Source organism: Pseudomonas versuta (genome assembly GCF_001294575.1).
Classification (GTDB): domain Bacteria; phylum Pseudomonadota; class Gammaproteobacteria; order Pseudomonadales; family Pseudomonadaceae; genus Aquipseudomonas; species Aquipseudomonas versuta.
The window spans coordinates 1,122,925-1,143,266 of the sequence record NZ_CP012676.1; the positions used below are offsets into that span (position 1 = coordinate 1,122,925).

Sequence of the window (20,342 nt, forward strand, 5' to 3'; positions counted from 1 at the left end):
ATGCGCAGCCGGCCAATTCCCGCCTGCTGCCCAGGAGTAATTCAATGAACACCGTTTTTATGCATTGCCGGCCCGGTTTTGAAGGCGAAGTCTGCTCCGAAATCGCCGAGCATGCTGCCCGCCTCAATGTCTCTGGTTATGCCAAGGCCAAGCCAAGCAGTGCCTGTGCCGAATTTGTCTGTACTCAAGAAGGCGGCGCCGAACGCCTGATGCGCGGCTTGCGTTTTGTCGAACTGATTTTCCCGCGTCAGTGGGCCCGGGGCGGTTTTATCGAACTGCCGGAAACCGACCGGATCAGCGTCATTCTTCAGCACATGGCCGACTTTCCGGTCTGTGGCAGCCTGTGGCTGGAAATGGTCGACACCAATGACGGCAAAGAGCTGTCCAACTTCTGCAAGAAGTTCGATGCCCATTTGCGCAAGGCCCTGATCAAGGCCGGCAAGCTGGTAGAGGACGATGAGCTCAAGCCGCGGTTGCTGCTGACCGTTAAAAGTGGTCGCGAACTGTTCCTCGGCCTGGCCGAGTCGAACAACTGCGCCATGTGGCCAATGGGCATCCCGCGGTTGAAATTCCCCCGTGAGGCGCCGAGCCGTTCGACCCTCAAACTGGAAGAGGCGTGGCATCATTTTATCCCCCGTGACCAGTGGGATGAGCGCCTGCACAGTGACATGACCGGAGTTGACCTTGGCGCTGCGCCCGGTGGCTGGACCTGGCAGCTGGTCAATCGCGGCATGATCGTTACCGCCATCGACAACGGCCCGATGGCCGAAAGCCTGATGGACACCGGTTTGGTGCAGCACTTGATGGCGGATGGTTTTACCTTCAAGCCCAAGCAGCCAGTGGACTGGATGGTCTGCGACATCGTGGAAAAGCCTGCCCGCAATGCGGCGATGCTTGAAGAGTGGATCGGCGAAGGTCACTGTCGCGAAGCGGTGGTCAACTTGAAATTGCCGATGAAACAGCGTTATGCCGAAGTGCGGCGCTTGCTTGATCGCATTGCTGACGGTTTCAAGGAGCGCGGTATCCAGGTCGAAATTGGCTGCAAGCAGCTGTACCACGACCGCGAAGAAGTGACCTGCCATTTGCGTCGACTGGACGTGAAAAAAACCAAATCCCGTTGATTCAGGAGTTACTGATGAGTTTTGCTGATTTGCCGGTTGACGGCACGCTGGACGCCACCGGGCTCAACTGCCCTGAGCCGGTGATGATGCTGCACCAGCACATTCGCGACCTGGCACCGGGCGGCTTGCTGAAGGTCATCGCCACGGACCCCTCGACCCGGCGTGACATCCCCAAGTTCTGCGTGTTTCTGGACCATGAACTGGTGGGGCAGCAGGAAGAGGCGGGCACCTACCTGTACTGGATTCGCAAGAAGCAGGATTAAACAAGCCTAACCCCTGTAGGAGCGAGCTTGCTCGCGAGCCGTTCAATGCGAAGAGCTCGCGAGACAAGCTCGCTCCTGCGGTGTGTGTTTATGCCATGCGAATCCGTTTTTTGGCGCTGCGGGTCAGGCGTACGCTGAGCATCAGCGCTGCGCAGGTAAGCCCCACGATCAAGCCTTGCCACAGCCCGCTCGGACCATTGGCCGGGCCTAACCAGTCCGTCAGCCCCAGCGCGTAACCCACCGGCAAGCCAATTCCCCAATACGCAAACAGGGTCAGGATCATCGTCACCCGCGTGTCCTGGTAGCCGCGCAACGCGCCTGCGGCAGTCACTTGGATTACATCCGAGAACTGGTACAGGGCCGCAAACATCAGCAGCATGGTCGCCACTTCGATCACCATCGGGTCGGCCGTGTAAACAGTGGCAATCTGCTGACGCAGCAACAGAATCAAACTGGCTGACATGCACGCCCATACGAGTGCCGTGCCCATGCCCACACCCGCAACAAAGCGTGCTTCGCGCGGTTGCTGGCGGCCCAGGGCCTGCCCCACGCGTACGGTAATTGCCATGCCCAGGGAGTAGGGGATCATAAACACCAGCGAGCTGAAGTTCAGGGCGATTTGATGGCCTGCGACCACCGTTGCCCCGAGGCTGCCAATCAACAGCGCGATCACCGCAAAAATGCTCGACTCGGCAAATACCGCAATGCCGATCGGTAGCCCCACACTCAGCAAGCGCTTGATGATTGCCCACTGCGGCCATTCAAAATGGCTGTACACCCGGCTCGACTGGTAGATCGCACCGCGCCAGGTCCAGGCCACCATGCCCAGCGCCATGAACCACATCACAATGGCTGTCGCCCAGCCACAGCCCACGCCGCCCATGGCCGGGACACCCAAATGCCCATAAATGAATACGTAGTTGATCGGGATGTTGAGCGCCAGCGCACACAACCCCAGCACCATGCTTGGGCGCGTCCGGCCCAGGCCATCGCTGAAGTTGCGCAACACGCAATACAGTCCCACCGCCGGCATGCCGCTGGCGATCCCGTGCAAGTAGCCCATGCACGGCTCAATAAGGTCCGGGGCGACGTTCATCAGGTGCAGCAGCGGCTCTGCCGCCAGCAGGACAAATGCCGCGCACAGCCCGGTGATCAGCGCGAGCCACAGGGCCTGGCGCACGATCGGGCCGATTTCCTGGTGACTGTTGGCGCCAAAGCGCTGGGCGACTTTGGGCGTGGTCGCCAGCAGGATCCCTGACATCAACAAAAACACCGGTATCCAGATGGAGTTGCCCAGTGCCACGGCCGCCAGGTCACGGGGCCCGACACGTCCCGCCATGACAGCATCGACAAAGCCCATGGCCGTGGTGGCGACCTGGGAGATGATGATTGGAAATGCCAGCCCCAATAGCGCACGCACTTCGGTGCGGACCCGTGCCGGACGGCTGACAGGGGTAGGGGGGGTATCAATGACAGAGTTCACAAGCGTGCATCCACAGTGTTTAAAGCGCAAAGCCGGCGATTGTACGCTTGCCCCCTGTGGGCGCAAAACCTTGAGTTGTACGGGCTTTGTAAGCGTATGCCACGGTCCGCTGGCTCATTCATTGTTACAACGCCTACACTGCCACTCCGCCAAAGGAGCCTGCCATGTTGATTGTTGCTGACGAAAATATCCCGCTGATCGAAGAGTTCTTTGCCGGGTTCGGTGAAATACGCCGTTTGCCGGGGCGCCAGATCACGCGTGCAGATGTGCATGCTGCAGATGTGCTGCTGGTGCGTTCGGTGACCAAAGTCGATCGCGAGTTGCTTGAAGGCAGCGCGGTACGCTTTGTCGGGACCTGCACCATCGGCACCGATCATTTGGCTCTCGACTACTTTGAACAGGCGGGTATTGAGTGGTCCAGTGCCCCGGGCTGCAACGCCCGTGGCGTGGTGGACTACGTGCTCGGCAGCTTGCTGACACTGGCCGAAATCGAAGGCGTCGACCTTGTTCAGCGTACCTACGGGGTGATCGGGGCGGGTGAAGTGGGCGGGCGTCTGGTCACGGTCCTGCGCGCATTGGGCCTCAAGGTGCTGGTCTGCGATCCGCCGCGTCAGGCCGCCGAGGGGGGCGACTACGTCAGCCTTGAACACATCATCGAGCACTGCGATGTGCTAAGCCTGCATACCCCGTTAGGCAAAACCGGCAGTTTCCCGACCTGGCATTTACTGGATCAGCAGCGTCTGGAGCAGCTCAGGCCGGGTACCTGGCTGATTAACGCCAGCCGCGGTCCGGTGGTCGATAACGTTGCACTGCGAGAGGTGTTGAACCGGCGCGACGACCTGCAAGCCGTGCTCGATGTCTGGGAGCACGAGCCCGAGGTGGACCGGGAACTGGCTGACTTGTGCGTGCTGGCGACGCCTCACATTGCCGGTTATAGCCTTGAGGGCAAACAGCGGGGTACGGCGCAGATCTATCAGGCCCTGTGCGACTTCCTCGGGCAACCGGCGGTAGTGCGCCTGGCCGATTTGCTGCCGCCACCCTGGCTGGTGAAGGTCGAACTGAGTGCCAGTAGCGACCCGGGCTGGGCTTTGGCCATGCTGTGCCGTGGCGTATATGACCCGCGCCGGGACGATGCAGACTTTCGCCGCAGCCTGACCGGCAGCGTCCACGAACAGAAGCTGGCGTTCGACGGGTTACGCAAGCACTACCCCGTACGCCGTGAAATAGAAGGCCTGGCGGTGCATGTCGATGGCGACTCAGTGGCCTTGAAGCAATTGGTCAAGGCCCTGGGAGCGGTATTGGTTTAAGCGGGCGGGCACAAAAAAACCGGCCTTACTGCGTAAGACCGGTCAGTGTTCTGAGTGCTGGCATGTGGGAGCGGGCTCGCCCGCTTTCCGGTTTTTCAAGCTAAACCCTGTCGTCTGCACCGCGGGCCAGCCTCGCTGCCTCAGCGTCAGTCCTTGATCACGGGCTTGACCAGACGCTGCTCCAGTTCGTGGCAGGCGTCCTGGATCATCTCTTCTGTGATCGAAATTTCCTGGCCATTTTCATCAATAATCGCGCAGCCCAATGATTGTTTGGGTTGCGTACGAATTACTGGAACCGCTTGGGCATTGTGTTGCAAATCCATGGCCTGTCTCCTCATCAGGGTGTATCGCTACTTTAGGTCCGTTTAATGACCAAGCTGTGACATGGCTTGGCGACGTACCCAGTCCAACAGAAATATCCTGAAACTTCCACCCTGATTTTAGAACGATAATGCCTATGGCTTGTTGTCTCAGGTCATATTCAAAACGATTGAGAAAGGTTTACCGCTGTAGGCCGGACTTCGTTGTAGGCTGTTTCACGCTTTCCTCTGGATGCCTACCATGCTTTCTTCGCGTCAACGCCGGGCCATTCGTCTGGCTGCCCATTTTGTAGCACCGTATCGCTGGCAGGCGGTTGGCGCCTTGTTGGCCCTGATCGTTACCGCGGGTGTCACCCTGTCGATGGGACAGGGCATTCGTCTGCTGGTCGACAAAGGGTTCATGACCCAGTCCCCGCACCTGCTCAATCAGTCCATCGGTTATTTCCTGTTGCTGGTGCTGGCTTTGTCGGTGGGCACCTTCGTGCGTTTCTATCTGGTGTCCTGGATTGGCGAGCGGGTGGTTGCCGACATCCGGCGCCAGGTGTTCAACCACCTGATCGGTCTGCATCCGGGCTTTTATGAGAACAACCGCAGTTCGGAAATCCAGTCGCGGCTGACCACCGACACCACGTTGCTGCAATCGGTGATCGGTTCTTCGTTATCCCTGTTCTTGCGCAACAGCCTGATGGTGATCGGCGGGGTAGTACTGTTGTTTGTCACCAACCCCAAACTCACCAGCATCGTGGTGGTCGCCTTGCCCCTGGTACTGGTGCCGATCCTGTTTTTTGGCCGTCGCGTGCGCACTTTGTCGCGTCAGAGCCAGGATCGCATCGCCGATGTCGGCAGCTACGTCGCCGAAGCCCTGGGCCAGATCAAAACGGTCCAGGCTTACAACCACCAGCAGCAGGATCAACAACGCTTTGCCGGCACCGTCGAAAATGCGTTTGCCACCGCACGTAAACGTATCCTGCAGCGCTCGTGGCTGATTACTCTGGTGATCCTGCTGGTGCTGGGGGCTGTGGGTGTGATGCTGTGGGTCGGCGGCATGGACGTGATCGCGGGGCGCATTACCGGCGGCGAGTTGGCGGCATTCGTGTTTTACAGCCTCATCGTCGGCAGTGCCTTTGGCACGCTTAGTGAAGTTATCGGTGAGCTGCAACAGGCTGCGGGAGCGGCTGAGCGAATTGCCGAGCTGCTGCAATCCAAAAGTCTGATCATGGCGCCGAGCAGCGACTTGCTGGTATTGCCCCCGCGGGTGGCCGGTAACTTGCAGCTTGAGAACCTGTACTTTTCCTATCCGTCACGGCCTGAAAGCTATGCGATCGAAGGGCTGAGCCTTACGATCCATGCGGGCGAAACCCTGGCCCTGGTCGGTCCGTCGGGTGCAGGCAAGTCGACGCTGTTCGATTTACTGTTGCGTTTTTACGATCCCCAGGCGGGCCAGATCCTGCTCGAAGGCCTGCCCATTACCCGGCTGGATCCGCACGATCTGCGCCGTTGCTTTGCACTGGTGGCGCAAACCCCGGCACTGTTTTTCGGCACGATTGAAGACAACATCCGCTATGGCAATGCACTGGCCAGTGACGCGCAAGTCGAAGCCGCAGCACGGATTGCCCATGCCCACGACTTCATTCAGCAAATGCCCGAGGGCTATAAAACCCATCTGGGGATGGCGGTCTGGGCTTGTCAGGCGGGCAGCGGCAACGGCTGGCCATTGCCCGGGCGCTGCTGGTGGATGCGCCGATTCTGCTGCTGGATGAGGCCACCAGCGCCCTTGATGCCCAAAGTGAGCACTTGATCCAGCAAGCCCTGCCCAGCCTGATGCAAGGCCGCACCACTCTGGTTATCGCCCACCGACTGGCCACTGTGCAAAATGCCGACCGGATAGCGGTGATGGATCAGGGCAAGCTGGTTGCGATTGGTACCCACGCGCAGCTGATCGCCAGCAACCCGCTGTATGCGCGGCTGGCGGCGCTGCAGTTCAATGTGGATATGGGCAGTACCAACCAGTAGGAGCGAGCTTGCTCGCGAGCTCTTTAAACAGCTCGCGAGCAAGCTCGCTCCTACAGATTTTTAGCGGTACTCACACAGGTAAGCGGTCTCGACCACAACCTTGAGCTGGAACTTGCTGTTGGCCGGTACGTTGAACTGGCTGCCGGTGACGAACGTCTGCCACTGCTCGCTGCCCGGCAGCTTGACGCTCAACTCACCCGATACCACGTGCATGATTTCGCGCTCGGCAGTACCGAACTCGTATTCACCCGGGGCCATGACGCCAATAGTGGCTTTACCTTCGGCTTGTGCGAAGGCAATCGACTTGACGGTACCGTCGAAGTATTCGTTGACTTTAAACATGGCGATTCCTCGGAATGGGCTAAAAATGGCTGGCCAGTATGCAGAAGCCGTTTTATCCCGTCACGCCCTTTTATGGCGGCTAAACCTTGAGAATCAGCGGTAACAGCCGTGCCGTGTTACGGGCATCTTCGAGGGCGCGATGCTGTTGCCCGTTGAACTGCATGCCCGCCAGTTGCAGGGCACTGTTAAGGCCCGGCGCACGCCTTAGCTGGCGGGCCTGGGCAAACTGTTGCTTGAGGTTCATGTGCGGCAAACGGGCCAGCGCGCTGTCGAGTTTTTTCTGCTGCCATTCCTGCTCCAGTTGCTGGCGGTCGTAGTCGCCCCAACTGGCCCAGCCTTCAAGTTTGGGCAGGTGCTGGCCGAGCCAGCGCTCGAACTGTTGCCAAACCTGTACCATCGGAGCCCCTGCATCAATATTGGCCTGGGTAATACGGGTCAGTTGCCGGCAAAAAGGAGTCAGCAGCGGGCGTCGTTGCGGGCGAATGAAGCGCTGGAAATGATCCACCTCGCGTCCGGCGCGAGTCACCACACTGGCGCCGATTTCGATGACTTCCATTTCCTCAATAGGCCAGCCGCCATCATCTGTCGTCGCTTCCAGGTCAATTACCAGCCAGTGAGGCATGTGCAGCTTCCTTAAAACAGCATCGGCGTTGAGAGTGGAGCGTAGCTAAAGCAGCGCAAATTTGTAGTGGGCCAGTCAAGCCCTTGCTTGATAACCTCAGCACCCTTAAATTACGGGCACGCATGATCTCAGGTCATGCGCAGATCAATAAGTTCCAGTGATGGGCTACTCCAGAGGTGTATGGCTTTGAAGTGTTTGCCAGTGTGGATGGTCCATTGCGCATTGTTATCCTTAAGTGCGCTTTTTCAGACGCCAGTCTGGGCTGTCCAGGAAGTCAGAGTGGGGGCGGCCCATTTTCCGCCCTATACCGTGCGCCCGGAGATCGGTGTCGATACCGGCCTGTTGCCGCAGTTGCTCGATGCCCTGAACCAGCTGCAAGCCGACTATCACTTCGTCATTGTTCCGACCTCTAACGCACGGCGCTATCGTGAGTTCGAGCAGGGGCGCATGGACATGGTGCTCTTCGAAAACCCCACCTGGGGCTGGAATACCATTGCCCATAACCCGGTAGACATGGGGCTTGAAGATGTCGAAGTGTTTGTCGCCAAGCACCAGCCTGGTCGCGGCCAAGCGTATTTTGACGACCTTGCCAATAAACGGCTGGCGCTCTTTAACGGCTATCACTACGCCTTTGCCGGCTTCAAGACCTCGCCCCAGTTCTTGAGCGCCACATTCAACGCCAGCCTGACTTACTCCCACGCCGCCAATTTACAGATGGTTCTACGCGGGCGGGCAGATATCGCGCTGATTACCCGCTCCCATCTCATCGACCTGCTGAATAAAAACCCGCAGATCGAGCCGATGGTCCTGGTGTCCGATCGTGTCGACTACATCTACCATCACTACGCCTTGCTGAGTCCGCAAGCGCCTATCCAGGGCCAGCAGCTTGCGAAGATGTTGCAGGCGCTTCGTGACAATGGCCAGTTCGCATCGATTTTTGCCCCTTACAAGATTGCCGCTGTACCCGCGCAGGTACCCGGCGCTCGACCGGTGCCTTAAATTCTGGCCGGTGGTTCACGTCATATTGTCTGATGAAGTGTATTGGGCATCTGCACAGCAGGAGCGAGCATGCCGTCATCGCGGATGCGGAATTAAAAAGCTCGCGAGCAAGCTCGCTCCTACAGGGGGGGAGTGGGGGGCTGTCAGCGTCTTGCAAAGGTGTCGGGCTGGGTTCCCGACACTCTGCGGCAATGAACCAGCGCATCACGAATCATGAAGTTCACCAGTGTCGGCGAGACACCCAATTGCTTGGCGATGTCCTTTTGCTGCACCCCGTGCAGACGGTACATTTCGAACGCATAGCGCGTGCGATTCGGCAGTTCGGTCAGCGCTACAGCGATGCGCTCAAGGGTCGAAAAGTTGATATGCGAGGTTTCCGGTGATGCGCCGTGAATGACCACATTCAAGCCTTCCTCTTCTGTGCCCGAATACTTCTGTTCGAGGGCCTGTTTGCGGTAATGGTCAATCGCCAGGTTGCGTACGATCTGAAACAAGTAACTCAGTTGCGCCTTGAATGAAGAAGTGATCTGCGGCGCTGACTGCAAGCGGAAGAAAGCATCCTGAACCACGTCTTCAGCCCTGGATCGGCAGCCGGTGATACGGGCTGCGATTTTGACCAGTGTCAGCCGATTATCTACAAAGGCTTGAAGTAAGGGTGAGTCGCACCTGCTTGTGGACACTTGTTCCGTCATGGAGATCACCTGCTGCAAATGAATGAGTGCAGCGGCTCGGGAGGCCGCGACACAGTTCGCAACAAACTAGGCTGAATGATAATTATTGTCAATTGAGAAAGAGAATTAATGGCGCGGCTGGCAGCGGATTGAGACATCGCTCACATCGCTCGTAAATGCCTCTAAAACGCCACTATTGGCCGGACTAATGGTCTGAATCGGCACCGTACAAACCTGTAGGAGCGAGCTTTCGCGCGAGCTGTTTGCTATTTCGCAAAGCTCGCTCCTACAGGCGTTCCGGGGTTATTTGGGACCGAGGATTTTTACCAGTTTGTCCGGCGAAGGTGCACCTTGCTGCTGCTGCAGGTTGCCTTGTTCGTCGAGGTAGAAAATCGCCGGGGTCGCTGACACATCGAGGTCGGTCATCAACTGTGCATTGGCGTCCAGCTTGGCCTGGACGTCAGCCGGGATCTTGGTCAGCGGCTTGAGCTTGCTGGCTTTGCCGGCCTGCTCATGTTCGTGCAGGGCTTGCTGAGGGTCTTTGGCAGCCAGCAATGCGGCAGATTTTGCCGGGCTGTCTTCGCGGATGATGCCGACCATGATGTGGCGCAGTTGCACCTTGCCCGAATCAACCCATGGCCGGGCCTGTTCCCAGAACATGTTGCAGTACGGGCAGTTCGGGTCGCTGAACAGGTAAACGATGCGCGGCGCATCTTTTTTGCCGTCGGCAATCCAGTTGCTCTTTTCCATATTGGCCCAGACCTGCTTGGCCATCGGCTCGTACACCAGCTTTTGCAGCGGTGCCAGGCTCAGGTCGTTGCCGTTGGCGTCATACAAATTACCCACCAGTACGTTTTTGCCGTCAGGGGTCAGATACAGGGCCATGCCACGGTTCTGATACTGGGCGGCATAGCCATGCATGCCGCTGGGTGCGTCGAAACTGCCAATGATTTTTGCGCCCTTGGCTTCAATCTTCTTGATCGGAGCCGGCCATTCTTCAGCGTGCAGCAGGGGCGATTGCAGCAGGGCGGCGCCCAGCAGGGTGGTTACGCTCAGGTTTAGCAGTTTGCGGTTAAACATTTTTGCAGATTCCTAGCAGGGTCGGCCTGGTGGGCCGACATTGAATTGTTCTGATCAAAGCTTTCCAGCGCGCGGGCCAGGCTGGCTTCTGACAGCTCGCCCAGGTGACTGCCCAGCAGGCGACCTTCAGGGCTGTAGAACAGGGTAGTCGGCAGGGCCATCGAGCCGACTTTTTGTGCCAGTTGGCCGCCGCTGTCGAACAGCACGTTGCTAAGGTTCAGACCCTGGGTCTCCAGGAAGGTGCTGACGCTCTGCATGCTTTCGCCCTGATTAACGAACAGGAAGGTGATGTCCTGATGGTGATGCTGGGCGTTTTGCAGCACCGGCATTTCCCGCCGGCACGGCGGGCACCAGGTGGCCCACAGGTTGATCACCAGAGGGCCGCCCTGGTAGCTGCTCAATTGCACCGATTCGCCACTGGCATTGCGCAGCACGATTTCCGGCATGCGTGTTCCTTGCTCGTAGAGGCTGGACGAGAACGTGGCCAGCAGCCAGAACGCCAGGCCAGCGCCCAGCCCCCAGCCCAACGGGCGTCGCAGCCCCGGGCGACGCCAGCCCCAGATCAGCGCACCGACCACGACTGCCAGTAACCCCGGCCACAACACAAAACCACCGTCGCGCAGGTCGAGAATCTGCAGCAGGTCTTTCTGGAAGTAGCGCCAGTAGCTGATTACAAAGCCGATTCGGGCTACCAGCAAACCCAGCAAAAACAGGCTGAACAACGCTGACTCCGGGTTTTCGCCGCCGCGTTTGGCCACCCGCCACCCCACCAGCGTCGCCAGGGCGAGCGCCAGTATCAGCAGCAGGTGGTTGATGGCCAGGGCAAACGAACCAATGGTCAGGGTGAGCATTTAAAGGAGTTCCCGGGTGGCGTTCCAGTTATTCAAAAAGGTCTCGGCGTTGACTTCGCCGGTGATGCGTTGTGCGCGGCGCTCAACAGCGTCGGGACCGATCCAGATGAAACTGGGTGGCCCCGGCACTTGATAGCGGCCGAGCAATTCGCGGCTGGCGACATTATCGGCGGTCACGTCCAGACGCAACAGGCGCACACCTTGCAGGGCCTGCATCACCTGCGGTTTGGCAAACACCTGTTTCTCCATGACTTTGCATGACACACACCAGTCGGCGTAGTAATCCAGCAACACCCATTGCCCCTGCTCTTTGGCACTGGCCAGTTCGCGCTCCAGGCTGGCGGGGTCCTTGAGGGTGATAAAGGCATCATGGGCCGTGTTTGCGTTGCTGCTGGCGACTGTTTTGGCGGTATACACCTGTAACGGTTGCCACAGATCGGAGCCACCCCCGGCGGCTCCCACCAGCAACAGGCCGCCCCATAAACCCGCCAGCAGGCTCAACGGGTTGAACAGGGCCCTGGCGCGCAGGAACGTCTGCGCCTGTTGCCACAGGCTGCATGCCACCAGAATCAGCAGCACGCCCCACAGTCCGAGCCACAGGGACTCGTCGAGCACCGGGCGGATCAGCAGCAGGGCAGTGCCCAGGAACAGGAAGCCGAACAGGCCTTTCATCAGGTTCATCCAGGCCCCGGGTTTGGGCAGGAAGCGACTGCCTACGGTGACCAGCAGCAATAGCGGCACCCCGATGCCGAGCCCCATGACAAACAGCACCAGGCCGCCTTGCACGGCATTGCCGCTTTGCGCGATGTACAGCAGGGCGCCTGCCAGCGGGGCGGTCATGCACGGGCCGACCAGCAAACCGGAGAGCGCGCCAAGAATGCCCGCGCCCAGCAGGCTGCCACCTTTGCGTCCGCGCCCGGCGTTTTCCAGCCGGTCACGCAGCGCTGCGGGCAGCTGCAATTCGAAGAAGCCAAACATGGGGAGCGACAACACGACAAACAGTGCGGCAAAACTGCCCAGCAACCAGGGCTGTTGCAGCAGTGCCTGCAAGTTGGCGCCCAGCAATGCGGCGAGTACGCCGAGCCCGGCATACACCAGCGCCATGCTGATGACATAACTGCCCGCCACCGCAAAACCGCGTCCGGCGCTGGCACCGCTGCCCACTACCAGTCCGGCCAGAATCGGCAGCATCGGCAACGAGCACGGGGTAAAGGCCAGTAGCAGGCCCAGGCCGAAAAACAGCAATAAACTCCAGCCCAGCGAACGCTGTTGCAAGCTGGCGGCCAGGGACTGGTCCTGAGCCTGGCCTTGCGCTGCGACCGGCGCAGTGCCGCCCAGATCCAGGGTCTGGCTTTGCGGCGGGTAGCACAGGCCGGCATCGGCACAGCCTTGCCAGCTGACTTTGACCTGGCCGCTGGCACCTGCCGGAATCAGCAATTCAACGCTGCCCCGATACACCTGGGTTTCGCCAAAAAACTCGTCACTGTGCTCCAGCCCTTGAGGCAACGCAGGCTTGTGTGCCTCGTCCAGGCCGTCAAACTTGAAGCGTTTCTGGTACAGGTAATAGGTATCGGCAATCTTCCAGTGCAGACGGGTTTCGCCGGATTGCAGGGCTTCAGAGCTGAACTCGAAGGCTTTATTGGCAGGCAGAAAGTCGGGCTGTGCAAAAGGATCACCCGTGCCCTTGGCTTGAGCCAGGCCGGCGAAACACACCAGCAACAAAGTCATCAACAAACGCATCTTTAAAACCTTAAGCAATCACAAGTGGCGCTACAGTGCTGGCAACCCATTAACTGATCATTAACCGCCGTACAGCCTGGTGACCCACCATTGGCTCTTTGGCGGCATAATCGGCCCTTAATCCCGGCGCTTTTTAATTGGCCACATTTACGTGGGTATCAGCATGCATGTACTGGTTTGCGAAGACGACGAACTGATTGCCAGCGGCATTGTGGCAGGGCTCACGGCTCAAGGCCTGACGGTGGAACACGTCGGCACGGCCGCAGCGGCCAGGGCCATGCTCAAAGTGGCAGAGTTCGATGTGATGGTGCTCGATCTTGGCCTGCCGGATGAAGACGGCCTCAAGCTGCTGCAACAGTTGCGTCAGCAAGGCTTCGAGCTGCCGGTATTGGTGCTTACCGCGCGCGACTCGGTGACGGACCGGGTCGATGGCCTGCAAGCCGGAGCCGATGATTACCTGCTTAAACCCTTTGATCTGCGCGAGCTCGCAGCCCGTTTGCACACCCTGTTACGCCGGGTGGCCGGGCGCAGCGTCAATCTGATCGAGCATGGTCAGTTGAGCTATGACCCCAGCAGCCGCGTGACCCTGCTTGCCGGTCAGCCGGTGGACCTTTCGCGTCGCGAGCAGGCGCTGTTGCAAGCCTTGCTGCACAACCGTGGCCGGGTCCTGTCCAGCGAGCAACTCAAGGACAGCATCTATGGCTTTGGCGACGAACTGGAGAGCAATGCCTTGAACGTGCATATCCATCACCTGCGCCGAAAGCTGGGCAATGGCATCGTTGAAACCGTTCGTGGTCTGGGCTATCGCCTGGGCCCGGCCGACGGTGTCGGGCAGCCATGATGAGCATGCGACTGCGTTTGAGCCTGACCATCGGCTCGGCGTTCGTGCTGGTCTGGGCCCTGGCCGCAGCCTGGATGCTCAGCGATCTGCGCCAGCAAATGATGTTCTCCCTTGATCAACGACTGGTGGCTTCGGCGCGGATGGTGGCCGGGCTGCTGGAGCAGTTGCCGCAATTGCCGGTCAAGGGCGAGGGGACCCATTTCAGTGCCGAACAACTGACCATCCCAGGCGGCATGGCCTGCCAGGTCAGTTCTTTGCGCGGCGAGATTCTGGCCCGCAGTCACAACAATCCGGACCAGCCGATGCAGTCCGCGGCGGCCGGTTTTCATGATCAGACCATCGATGGCGCCACCTGGCGCACCTTCACCCTGGATCGCGGCGATGTGCGGATCACCACCGCGGACCGCCAGGTTGAGCGCGAAGCGCTGAACCTCTCGGTATTGCTCGCGGCTTCGGTGCCGGTGGGCATGGCGTTGATGGTGTGCCTGCTGCTGTTGTGGCTGGGCATCGGCCAGGGGCTGGCGCCACTGCAGCGCATGCGTGCCGCCCTGATGCGGCGCGATGCCGATTCGCTGCAACCCTTGCAGATAGAACCGCTGCCCAGCGAACTGAAACCGCTGCTCGACTCCCAGAACCAGTTATTTGCACGCATCGCCAAAGCCATTGAGCGTGAGCGGCGCCTCACAGGTGATGCCGCCCATGAACTGCGCAGCCCCCTGACGGCGATCAAAACCCACCTGCAGGTGGCGCGCATGACCGATGGCGCCGCGCGTGAGCAGTCCCTGGCCCACGCTGAAACCGCGGCTGACCGCTTGCATCGCACTCTCGAACAGTTGCTGTTGCTGGCGCGGGTGGAGGGCAGCCTGTCCTTCGATGACGGCGTGCAGTGTTCGGCCGAGCAAGTGGCACGGCTGGCGATCCATGATGCGGCGAGTGGCGCGGCTGAGCGCATTGACCTGCAACTGCCTGAAGGGCTGCCGGGCACTGCACTGCAAGTGCCTTCGGTACTGGCGATTGCCGCACTGCGCAATTTGCTGGATAACGCCCTGCGCCATACCCCGGCTGATACCCAGGTTGAATTGTCGCTGCGGGTTGAAGGCCCTTACGTGCATTTTGTGGTGCGCGACCACGGCCCGGGCATCCCGCCAGAAACCCTGCAGCACATGACCCAGCGCTTCTGGCGCAATGGCAACAGCAATGGCTGCGGCCTGGGCCTGGCCATCGTGCAAGCGATAGTCGAGCGTTGTGGCGGCGACCTGAGTTTTGATAGTCGGGCCGACGGTTTGCGGGTTGAACTGCGCATGCCATTGCAAACCGCGTGACCTGTCTATGGGAGCTGGCTTGCCACCGATACTGGCGCCTCGGACTATCTGAACGTGCCAGTTGACCCCATCGCTGGCAAGCCAGCTCCCACACGGTAAGGGGCTGGCTTTTTTTCAACGGTTTTATTGATCTGAATCTTGTCGCTCAGCGATTTTTCTGGAACGATCCCCCCCTCCAATAAACACCCGCAACAGCGCTTTAACAGGGGCTTGTGCAGTATTTTCGGCGCTGCAAAAGCGTACTGTTTTCCCTTTTTCCTGGCCGATAAACGCCGTGTTTATCCGGTTTGCGGACCCCGTAAAAGACCAAGAACTCAAGGTAGAAAAATAATGAAGGATTCAACGCTTGATCACCGACCTGACGGGGAAGAACCAGAGCTCAAACGCAGTCTGTCCAATCGTCACATTCAACTGATCGCCATTGGCGGAGCCATCGGTACGGGCCTGTTCATGGGCTCGGGCAAAACCATCAGCCTCGCCGGTCCCTCGATCATCTTTGTCTACATGATCATCGGTTTCATGCTGTTTTTCGTCATGCGCGCCATGGGCGAATTGCTTTTATCCAACCTCAATTACAAGTCTTTCATAGATTTTTCAGCTGACCTGCTGGGCCCCAGAGCTGGCTACTTTACCGGCTGGACATACTGGTTTTGCTGGATCGTGACAGGCATTGCCGATGTCATCGCCATCTCCGGCTACACCCAGTTCTGGTTCCCCGACATCCCCCTGTGGTTGCCTGCAATTGCTTGTGTGGCCTTACTGCTGTCGCTGAATCTGATCACGGTGAAAATGTTCGGTGAGCTGGAGTTCTGGTTCGCCATGATCAAGATCGTGGCTATTTGCGCGTTGGTCTGTACCGGCCTCTACATGGTGGTTACCGCTTTTCAGTCGCCGACCGGCAACACGGCTTCGGTGGCCAACCTGTGGAATGACGGCGGCATGTTCCCCCATGGCTTGATGGGCTTCTTCGCCGGCTTTCAAATTGCTGTCTTTGCCTTTGTCGGCATTGAGCTGGTAGGTACAACCGCTGCCGAAACCAAGAACCCGGAACGCAATTTGCCACGGGCGATCAATTCAATCCCGCTGCGCATCATCATGTTTTATGTGTTCGCGTTGATTGCGATCCTGGCCGTTACTCCATGGCGCGATGTAGTCGCCAACAAAAGCCCCTTCGTCGAACTCTTCATGCTTGCCGGTCTGCCGGCTGCCGCAGGCATCATCAACTTTGTGGTACTGACCTCTGCGGCCTCATCGGCCAACAGCGGCGTGTTCTCCACCAGCCGGATGCTGTTCGGCCTGGCACTGGAGGGCGAAGCCCCGCGCAAGTTCAAGATCCTTTCCCGGCGCGCAGTGCCCTCCAACGGCCTGATCTTTTCCTGCATCTGTCTGTTGGCGGGTGCGCTGGTGATTTATCTGGTGCCGAACCTGATGGATGCATTCACCCTGATCACCACTGTCTCGGCGACCCTGTTCATGTTTGTGTGGACGATGATCCTGCTGTCCTACCTGGCGTATCGCAAAAAAAGCGATCACCTGCACCAGGCATCGCACTACAAAATGCCGGGTGGCAAGGTCATGGTCTGGGTTTGCCTGACCTTCTTTGTCTTCATCCTGGTATTGCTTGCCCTGGAGGACGATACCCGTCAGGCGCTGTACCTGGTGCCGGTCTGGTTCGTGGTGCTGGGCCTGGCCTACCGTTCAGTACGCCGCAACAAGATGTTGGCCCACGACCGCTAACGTGTAGTCGCTGACAAGGAACGAGGCTGCGATCGGGTGCGCAGCAGTCGTAAAAATGAGTGCTCAGGTTTTGCGGGCATTGCCCGATCGCAGCCTCGTTCCTCGACAGCGACTACAAGGGTTACGTGGCCGTGGTCAGCACTTTCACAATCGCGTCGACAGTGCTTTGCAGTGCCGTCACCGGGTCGGCGCCATCGGCGCTGACTACCACCAGTTCGCTGCCGCCTTCAGTCACCGCTGCCTGCAACGCTGCGCACGGTGGGCGATGATCCAGCACCAAGGCTACGTCATTGTCCTTCAGGGTCTGGCTCAAGGCCTTTAGTGCCTGGGGCGTCCATGGCTCATCGCCTTTGTGCTGTACCTCGACCCGCTCCAGGTTCAGGCCGCCGGTCAAGTAATCCAGTCGGTCCGACAAGCTCACCACCGTCAGGTTGTCAGCCCCGGCCAGCCTGGCCTCGCTGTCAGCACTGAGTTTGAGCAGTCGCTGCTTGAGGTTGGCAAGGTTGGCTTCAATCTGCGTTTTGGCGGACGGTGCCAGGCGCACCAGGTCCGCCGCAATCACGTCAGCCATGCGCCCCATATTGTTACTGGCCAGCCAGGGCTGGCTGTTCAGCCCGTCGGGGTGATTGCCCGGCTGCAGCGCGATGCCCGGCAAGCTGCCGTCCACCGGGCGCGCGGCGTCGACTTCGACGATACGGATATTGCTGCGCCGCGCCATCGGGTAGAGCGGGTCGTCGCGCCACACCGAGCGCAGACCGATCACTGCATCGGCATTGACCGCCAGCTGCTGCAGGGCCGGTGCGCCGCGACCACTGAAGTAAGCACTTTGCCGACTGCCGGGCAGATTGGCTGCGGCGGCCCGCTCCAGGGTGACGTTGCTGTCTTTGACCAGCAACTGGCCCAGGCCGTAAGTAATCGGCAGGCTGGCGAGGATTCGCAGCGGTGCACCGCCAGCCGTGTCGGCCGCCTGCAGCAGGGTGCTGAGCAGGCCGGCGATGGCCAGTGCCAGAGTCAGTTTGCGTAGAGTAAACATTTATCCAATATTCCCTTTCAGGCTGGGTACCACGCCACGGGCGATGGCTGCGAGGGCGAAAGCGATACCGGCCACCAGAATGATTGCCGCGCCGGACGGAATGGGCAGGTCGAACACGATAGGCAGCAAGATTCCGCACAAGGTGCTGACCGTTGCGATCAATACCGAAATCCAGAAAAAGCCTTTGAGCGACTGGCTGAGCAAGCGTGCCGCCGCCGCCGGAATCACCAGCAGGGCGCCCACCAGAATGGCTCCGATCACCTTGACCGCCGCTACGGTAATCAGGGTCACCAGAATCACGAACAGGTAGTCCAGGGTCTTGACCGCGACCCCGCGCACGGCAGCCAGTTGCGGGTTGAAGCTGGCGAGCATGATGCGGTTGTACAGCGGCAGACTCAGGCCAAGCACCAGTGTGCCGACGATCGCCAGTACCAGCAGGTCGTTTCCGTTGACCGTCAATACTGAGCCGAACAGTACGTTTTCAAGGATGTGCACGTTGATCTTGCCCGCCAGAATCAGCAGCAGGCTGGCGCCCAGTGCCAGCGACACGGACAGGAACACGCCGATCAGGGTGTCCGGGGCCAGGCCCGTTCGGTTGCGCAGGTAATTGAGTGAAATGCCGAACAACAGGCAATAGCCGAACAGGCTGCCATAAGGGCCGGTGTAGGGTTCGCCGAGCAAAATGCCGATGGCCACGCCCGTCAGCGCGGCATGCCCGACGGCTTCGGAGAAAAAGGCGAAACGCTTGACCACCACCAGGGTGCCCAGGCCGCCCAGCACAGGGCCGATCAATAACCCGGCAAGCACCGCGTTGACCACAAAGCCATAAGCCAGGATTTCCGGCAGGTAGCCGGCCGAGGCCCAGCCCTGGACCATCAGACGGAACGCTTCATAGCTCATCAGGCAACACTCCCGCGAGTCTTGGGATGGGTCGAAAACAGATTCAGCAACCGCTCCGGGCTGAGGGTCTGCTCTGGCGGGCCGTCGAACAGCACCTGGCGATTGAGCCCGGTGACGCGTTCGGCCAGGCGCTTGACGGCGGCCAGGTCGTGCTCGATCCAGACCACTGTCACTGCGTTCGCGTGCCAGTGCGCCAGCAAGCGTTCAAATACCTGGGCCCCGGCTTCATCCAGCGCCGACATCGGCTCATCCAGAACCAGCAATTGCGCAGCCGGAATCAAGCCCTGGGCCAGCAACACGCGCTGGCGCTCACCGCCCGACAACGCGCCCATGCGCCGCTTGCGCTTGTCCTGCATGCCCACCCGTTCCAGCGCCTCGCCAATGGCCGGGGCGACCTTGCGCGACAGCCCCATAAAGGCCGGCCGGCGCTGGCACATGGCTGCCATAAAGTCGTCGACGGTCATCGGCAGGCCGCGATCAAACTCCAGGGCCTGGGGCACGTAGCCGATCACCCCCGGCTCTGCGGGCCAGTTCAGGCACAGACGACCCTGATGCGGCATTTGCCCCAGCAGGGTTTTGATCAGCGAGCTTTTGCCGCCGCCGTTGGGGCCGACCAGTGCATGCACACTGCCGGGGCGAATGCTGAAACTGACGTGGTCGAGAATCAGGGTGCGACCCAGGGTCAGGGACACCTGATCAAACTCGACTCCGGGCCCCGTGGCCGTAACGCTCAGGTGTTCAGCGGCGCTCATGCTCCGGCCTCCTGAATGGCCCTGACCACGGTGTCGAGGTTGCCGGTCATTTCTTTTTCATACTTGTCGGCGCTGTAGTCACCATAGGAAATGTGCGACAGCGGGTACAGCTTGACCCCGGACTCGCGTTGAATGGTGTCGACATAGCTCGAGGGGAAATCCATCTCGGAGAAGATCACTTTCACATCCAGTTCCCGCAGTTGATCGATGGTTTTCTTCAACTGGCTGGGGCTTGGCTCGATGCCATGCGCCGGCTCCACCACGGCGGTGACTTCGAGGCCGAACTCGCGCAGCAGGTAGTCATAGGCGGCGTGTACCGTGGCCACCCGCAAGTCCGCGTTGGGCGCCTCGGTCAGCTTGGCCAGCGCGGCAGCGCGCATCTGGCGCAGGCGTTTGCCGTAGGCGCGGGCATTGGCGGTGTAGGTTTTGGCGTTGACCGGGTCGAGCTTGCCCAGTTCACGGGCGATGTTATTGACCTGGGCAATAGAGGCGCTGATCGAGAGGAAAGTATGGGGGTTGACCACCTTGCCCGCACCCCGGGCGGCATTGCCGGTAGCTGCCAGCAGCGGCACGTTCTGATTGGCTTCGATGACCGCGATCTGCGGCTTCTCGCTGGCTTCAATCATGCGGTCGGCAAAGTCATCATGGCCCACGCCATTGAGCACTATTACATCCAGCGTGCCGATGCGCTTGATGTCTTCGGCGCGGGGCTCATAGGCATGGGGATTGAAACCGGCCGGGATCAGCGGCACCACTTCGGCCTTGTCGCCGACGATATTGGCCACGTAGCTGTAATAAGGGTGCAGGGTGATGCCGATACGCAGCGGCTTGGCCAGTGGAGCAGGAGCGTCGGCCCAAGCCAGAGGAGCAAGGCAAAACGCCAACAGGCCGGCGAGCAGCAGGCCGCGGCGGCGCAAAACAGATGAAGTGGACATGTCGAGCCTC

The 20,342-nt window shown here is 59.8% G+C and carries 19 protein-coding genes and 1 pseudogene; 8 read left to right on the forward strand and 12 right to left on the reverse strand.

Annotated elements, in window-relative coordinates:
• Positions 1-44 precede the first annotated feature (44 nt).
• Positions 45-1,121: a 23S rRNA (cytidine(2498)-2'-O)-methyltransferase RlmM gene (rlmM, locus tag AOC04_RS05135; protein ID WP_060691452.1), complete on the forward strand. Its 1,077-nt coding sequence runs from the start codon at positions 45-47 to the stop codon at positions 1,119-1,121.
• A gap of 14 nt (positions 1,122-1,135) precedes the next feature.
• Positions 1,136-1,384, forward strand: a complete 249-nt coding sequence (gene tusA, locus AOC04_RS05140; RefSeq protein WP_060691453.1) for a sulfurtransferase TusA — start codon at positions 1,136-1,138, stop codon at positions 1,382-1,384.
• Positions 1,385-1,472: 88 nt separating this feature from the next.
• Here the strand turns inward: tusA and AOC04_RS05145 are convergent, their stop codons facing one another.
• Positions 1,473-2,867 (reverse strand): MATE family efflux transporter, encoded by a 1,395-nt coding sequence (locus AOC04_RS05145; protein WP_060691454.1) that lies wholly within the window; start codon positions 2,865-2,867, stop codon positions 1,473-1,475.
• Positions 2,868-3,031: 164 nt separating this feature from the next.
• Here AOC04_RS05145 and pdxB point away from each other — a divergent pair, with 164 nt between their 5' ends.
• On the forward strand, positions 3,032-4,174 hold the full coding sequence (gene pdxB / locus AOC04_RS05150) for a 4-phosphoerythronate dehydrogenase PdxB (RefSeq protein ID WP_060691455.1): 1,143 nt from the start codon (positions 3,032-3,034) through the stop codon (positions 4,172-4,174).
• A 146-nt stretch (positions 4,175-4,320) separates the two neighbouring features.
• On the opposite strand, the gene AOC04_RS23910 is transcribed toward pdxB, so the two are convergent.
• Positions 4,321-4,497 carry a PA1571 family protein gene (locus AOC04_RS23910; protein WP_060691456.1) on the reverse strand — a complete coding sequence of 59 codons (177 nt, stop codon included), beginning with the start codon at positions 4,495-4,497 and terminating at the stop codon, positions 4,321-4,323.
• A 229-nt stretch (positions 4,498-4,726) separates the two neighbouring features.
• Between AOC04_RS23910 and AOC04_RS05160 the strand changes: the two are divergent.
• A pseudogene (locus tag AOC04_RS05160) lies at positions 4,727-6,507 on the forward strand (ABC transporter transmembrane domain-containing protein).
• Between the two features lie 60 nt (positions 6,508-6,567).
• Here AOC04_RS05160 and ppnP read toward each other — a convergent pair.
• Entirely contained in the window at positions 6,568-6,849 is a 282-nt protein-coding gene (gene ppnP / locus AOC04_RS05165) for a pyrimidine/purine nucleoside phosphorylase (protein ID WP_060691457.1), read from the reverse strand.
• Between the two features lie 79 nt (positions 6,850-6,928).
• Entirely contained in the window at positions 6,929-7,471 is a 543-nt protein-coding gene (locus AOC04_RS05170) for a 3'-5' exonuclease (RefSeq protein ID WP_060691458.1), read from the reverse strand.
• Positions 7,472-7,651: 180 nt separating this feature from the next.
• Between AOC04_RS05170 and AOC04_RS05175 the strand changes: the two genes are divergently transcribed.
• Positions 7,652-8,470, forward strand: coding sequence for a substrate-binding periplasmic protein (locus AOC04_RS05175; RefSeq protein ID WP_418054941.1), 819 nt, complete (start codon positions 7,652-7,654; stop codon positions 8,468-8,470).
• A gap of 143 nt (positions 8,471-8,613) precedes the next feature.
• On the opposite strand, the gene AOC04_RS05180 is transcribed toward AOC04_RS05175, so the two are convergent.
• The 4 genes from AOC04_RS05180 to dsbD form a co-directional block, all read right to left on the reverse strand.
• Positions 8,614-9,162 carry an RNA polymerase factor sigma-70 gene (locus AOC04_RS05180; protein ID WP_060691460.1) on the reverse strand — a complete coding sequence of 183 codons (549 nt, stop codon included), beginning with the start codon at positions 9,160-9,162 and terminating at the stop codon, positions 8,614-8,616.
• Between the two features lie 282 nt (positions 9,163-9,444).
• On the reverse strand, positions 9,445-10,221 hold the full coding sequence (dsbG, locus tag AOC04_RS05185) for a thiol:disulfide interchange protein DsbG (protein WP_060691461.1): 777 nt from the start codon (positions 10,219-10,221) through the stop codon (positions 9,445-9,447).
• Positions 10,200-11,072, reverse strand: a complete 873-nt coding sequence (locus AOC04_RS05190) for a TlpA disulfide reductase family protein (protein WP_060691462.1) — start codon at positions 11,070-11,072, stop codon at positions 10,200-10,202. The genes dsbG and AOC04_RS05190 overlap by 22 nt, the downstream gene beginning before the upstream one ends.
• Positions 11,073-12,812, reverse strand: coding sequence for a protein-disulfide reductase DsbD (dsbD, locus tag AOC04_RS05195; protein ID WP_060691463.1), 1,740 nt, complete (start codon positions 12,810-12,812; stop codon positions 11,073-11,075).
• Positions 12,813-12,975: 163 nt separating this feature from the next.
• On the opposite strand from dsbD, the gene AOC04_RS05200 reads away from it, so the two are divergent.
• The 3 genes from AOC04_RS05200 to cycA all read left to right on the forward strand — a co-directional run bounded on the left by AOC04_RS05200 (position 12,976) and on the right by cycA (position 16,712).
• Positions 12,976-13,653: a response regulator gene (locus AOC04_RS05200; protein WP_003447260.1), complete on the forward strand. Its 678-nt coding sequence runs from the start codon at positions 12,976-12,978 to the stop codon at positions 13,651-13,653.
• Complete coding sequence (locus tag AOC04_RS05205) at positions 13,650-14,975, forward strand: ATP-binding protein (protein WP_060691464.1); 1,326 nt, start codon at positions 13,650-13,652, stop codon at positions 14,973-14,975. Before AOC04_RS05200 ends, AOC04_RS05205 begins: the two co-directional genes overlap by 4 nt.
• A 330-nt stretch (positions 14,976-15,305) precedes the next feature.
• The gene (cycA, locus tag AOC04_RS05210) at positions 15,306-16,712 is read left to right on the forward strand and encodes a D-serine/D-alanine/glycine transporter (protein ID WP_060691465.1); all 1,407 of its coding nucleotides are present in this window, start codon (positions 15,306-15,308) and stop codon (positions 16,710-16,712) included.
• Positions 16,713-16,833: 121 nt separating this feature from the next.
• Here the strand turns inward: cycA and AOC04_RS05215 are convergent, their stop codons facing one another.
• From AOC04_RS05215 to AOC04_RS05230, 4 genes are read right to left on the reverse strand one after another with little or no spacing between them, the layout of a single operon-like run.
• Complete coding sequence (locus tag AOC04_RS05215; protein ID WP_060691466.1) at positions 16,834-17,745, reverse strand: metal ABC transporter substrate-binding protein; 912 nt, start codon at positions 17,743-17,745, stop codon at positions 16,834-16,836.
• Positions 17,746-18,645, reverse strand: coding sequence for a metal ABC transporter permease (locus AOC04_RS05220; RefSeq protein ID WP_060691467.1), 900 nt, complete (start codon positions 18,643-18,645; stop codon positions 17,746-17,748). It lies immediately after the preceding gene.
• On the reverse strand, positions 18,645-19,397 hold the full coding sequence (locus tag AOC04_RS05225; RefSeq protein WP_060691468.1) for a metal ABC transporter ATP-binding protein: 753 nt from the start codon (positions 19,395-19,397) through the stop codon (positions 18,645-18,647). The genes AOC04_RS05220 and AOC04_RS05225 overlap by 1 nt, the downstream gene beginning before the upstream one ends.
• Positions 19,394-20,332 carry a metal ABC transporter substrate-binding protein gene (locus AOC04_RS05230; RefSeq protein ID WP_060691469.1) on the reverse strand — a complete coding sequence of 313 codons (939 nt, stop codon included), beginning with the start codon at positions 20,330-20,332 and terminating at the stop codon, positions 19,394-19,396. Before AOC04_RS05230 ends, AOC04_RS05225 begins: the two co-directional genes overlap by 4 nt.
• Positions 20,333-20,342 lie beyond the last annotated feature (10 nt).

Bases quoted from the DNA above. Each gene is read 5' to 3' on its own strand.
- tusA (WP_060691453.1), top strand. From the start codon at position 1,136: ATGAGTTTTGCTGATTTGCCGGTTGACGGCACGCTGGACGCCACCGGG.
- dsbG (WP_060691461.1), bottom strand. From the start codon at position 10,221: ATGTTTAACCGCAAACTGCTAAACCTGAGCGTAACCACCCTGCTGGGC.
- AOC04_RS05205 (WP_060691464.1), top strand. From the start codon at position 13,650: ATGATGAGCATGCGACTGCGTTTGAGCCTGACCATCGGCTCGGCGTTC.
- rlmM (WP_060691452.1), top strand. From the start codon at position 45: ATGAACACCGTTTTTATGCATTGCCGGCCCGGTTTTGAAGGCGAAGTC.
- AOC04_RS23910 (WP_060691456.1), bottom strand. From the start codon at position 4,497: ATGGATTTGCAACACAATGCCCAAGCGGTTCCAGTAATTCGTACGCAA.
- AOC04_RS05225 (WP_060691468.1), bottom strand. From the start codon at position 19,397: ATGAGCGCCGCTGAACACCTGAGCGTTACGGCCACGGGGCCCGGAGTC.
- pdxB (WP_060691455.1), top strand. From the start codon at position 3,032: ATGTTGATTGTTGCTGACGAAAATATCCCGCTGATCGAAGAGTTCTTT.
- AOC04_RS05215 (WP_060691466.1), bottom strand. From the start codon at position 17,745: ATGTTTACTCTACGCAAACTGACTCTGGCACTGGCCATCGCCGGCCTG.
- dsbD (WP_060691463.1), bottom strand. From the start codon at position 12,812: ATGCGTTTGTTGATGACTTTGTTGCTGGTGTGTTTCGCCGGCCTGGCT.
- ppnP (WP_060691457.1), bottom strand. From the start codon at position 6,849: ATGTTTAAAGTCAACGAATACTTCGACGGTACCGTCAAGTCGATTGCC.
- AOC04_RS05220 (WP_060691467.1), bottom strand. From the start codon at position 18,645: ATGAGCTATGAAGCGTTCCGTCTGATGGTCCAGGGCTGGGCCTCGGCC.
- AOC04_RS05175 (WP_418054941.1), top strand. From the start codon at position 7,652: ATGGCTTTGAAGTGTTTGCCAGTGTGGATGGTCCATTGCGCATTGTTA.
- AOC04_RS05190 (WP_060691462.1), bottom strand. From the start codon at position 11,072: ATGCTCACCCTGACCATTGGTTCGTTTGCCCTGGCCATCAACCACCTG.
- AOC04_RS05170 (WP_060691458.1), bottom strand. From the start codon at position 7,471: ATGCCTCACTGGCTGGTAATTGACCTGGAAGCGACGACAGATGATGGC.
- AOC04_RS05200 (WP_003447260.1), top strand. From the start codon at position 12,976: ATGCATGTACTGGTTTGCGAAGACGACGAACTGATTGCCAGCGGCATT.
- cycA (WP_060691465.1), top strand. From the start codon at position 15,306: ATGAAGGATTCAACGCTTGATCACCGACCTGACGGGGAAGAACCAGAG.
- AOC04_RS05230 (WP_060691469.1), bottom strand. From the start codon at position 20,332: ATGTCCACTTCATCTGTTTTGCGCCGCCGCGGCCTGCTGCTCGCCGGC.
- AOC04_RS05180 (WP_060691460.1), bottom strand. From the start codon at position 9,162: ATGACGGAACAAGTGTCCACAAGCAGGTGCGACTCACCCTTACTTCAA.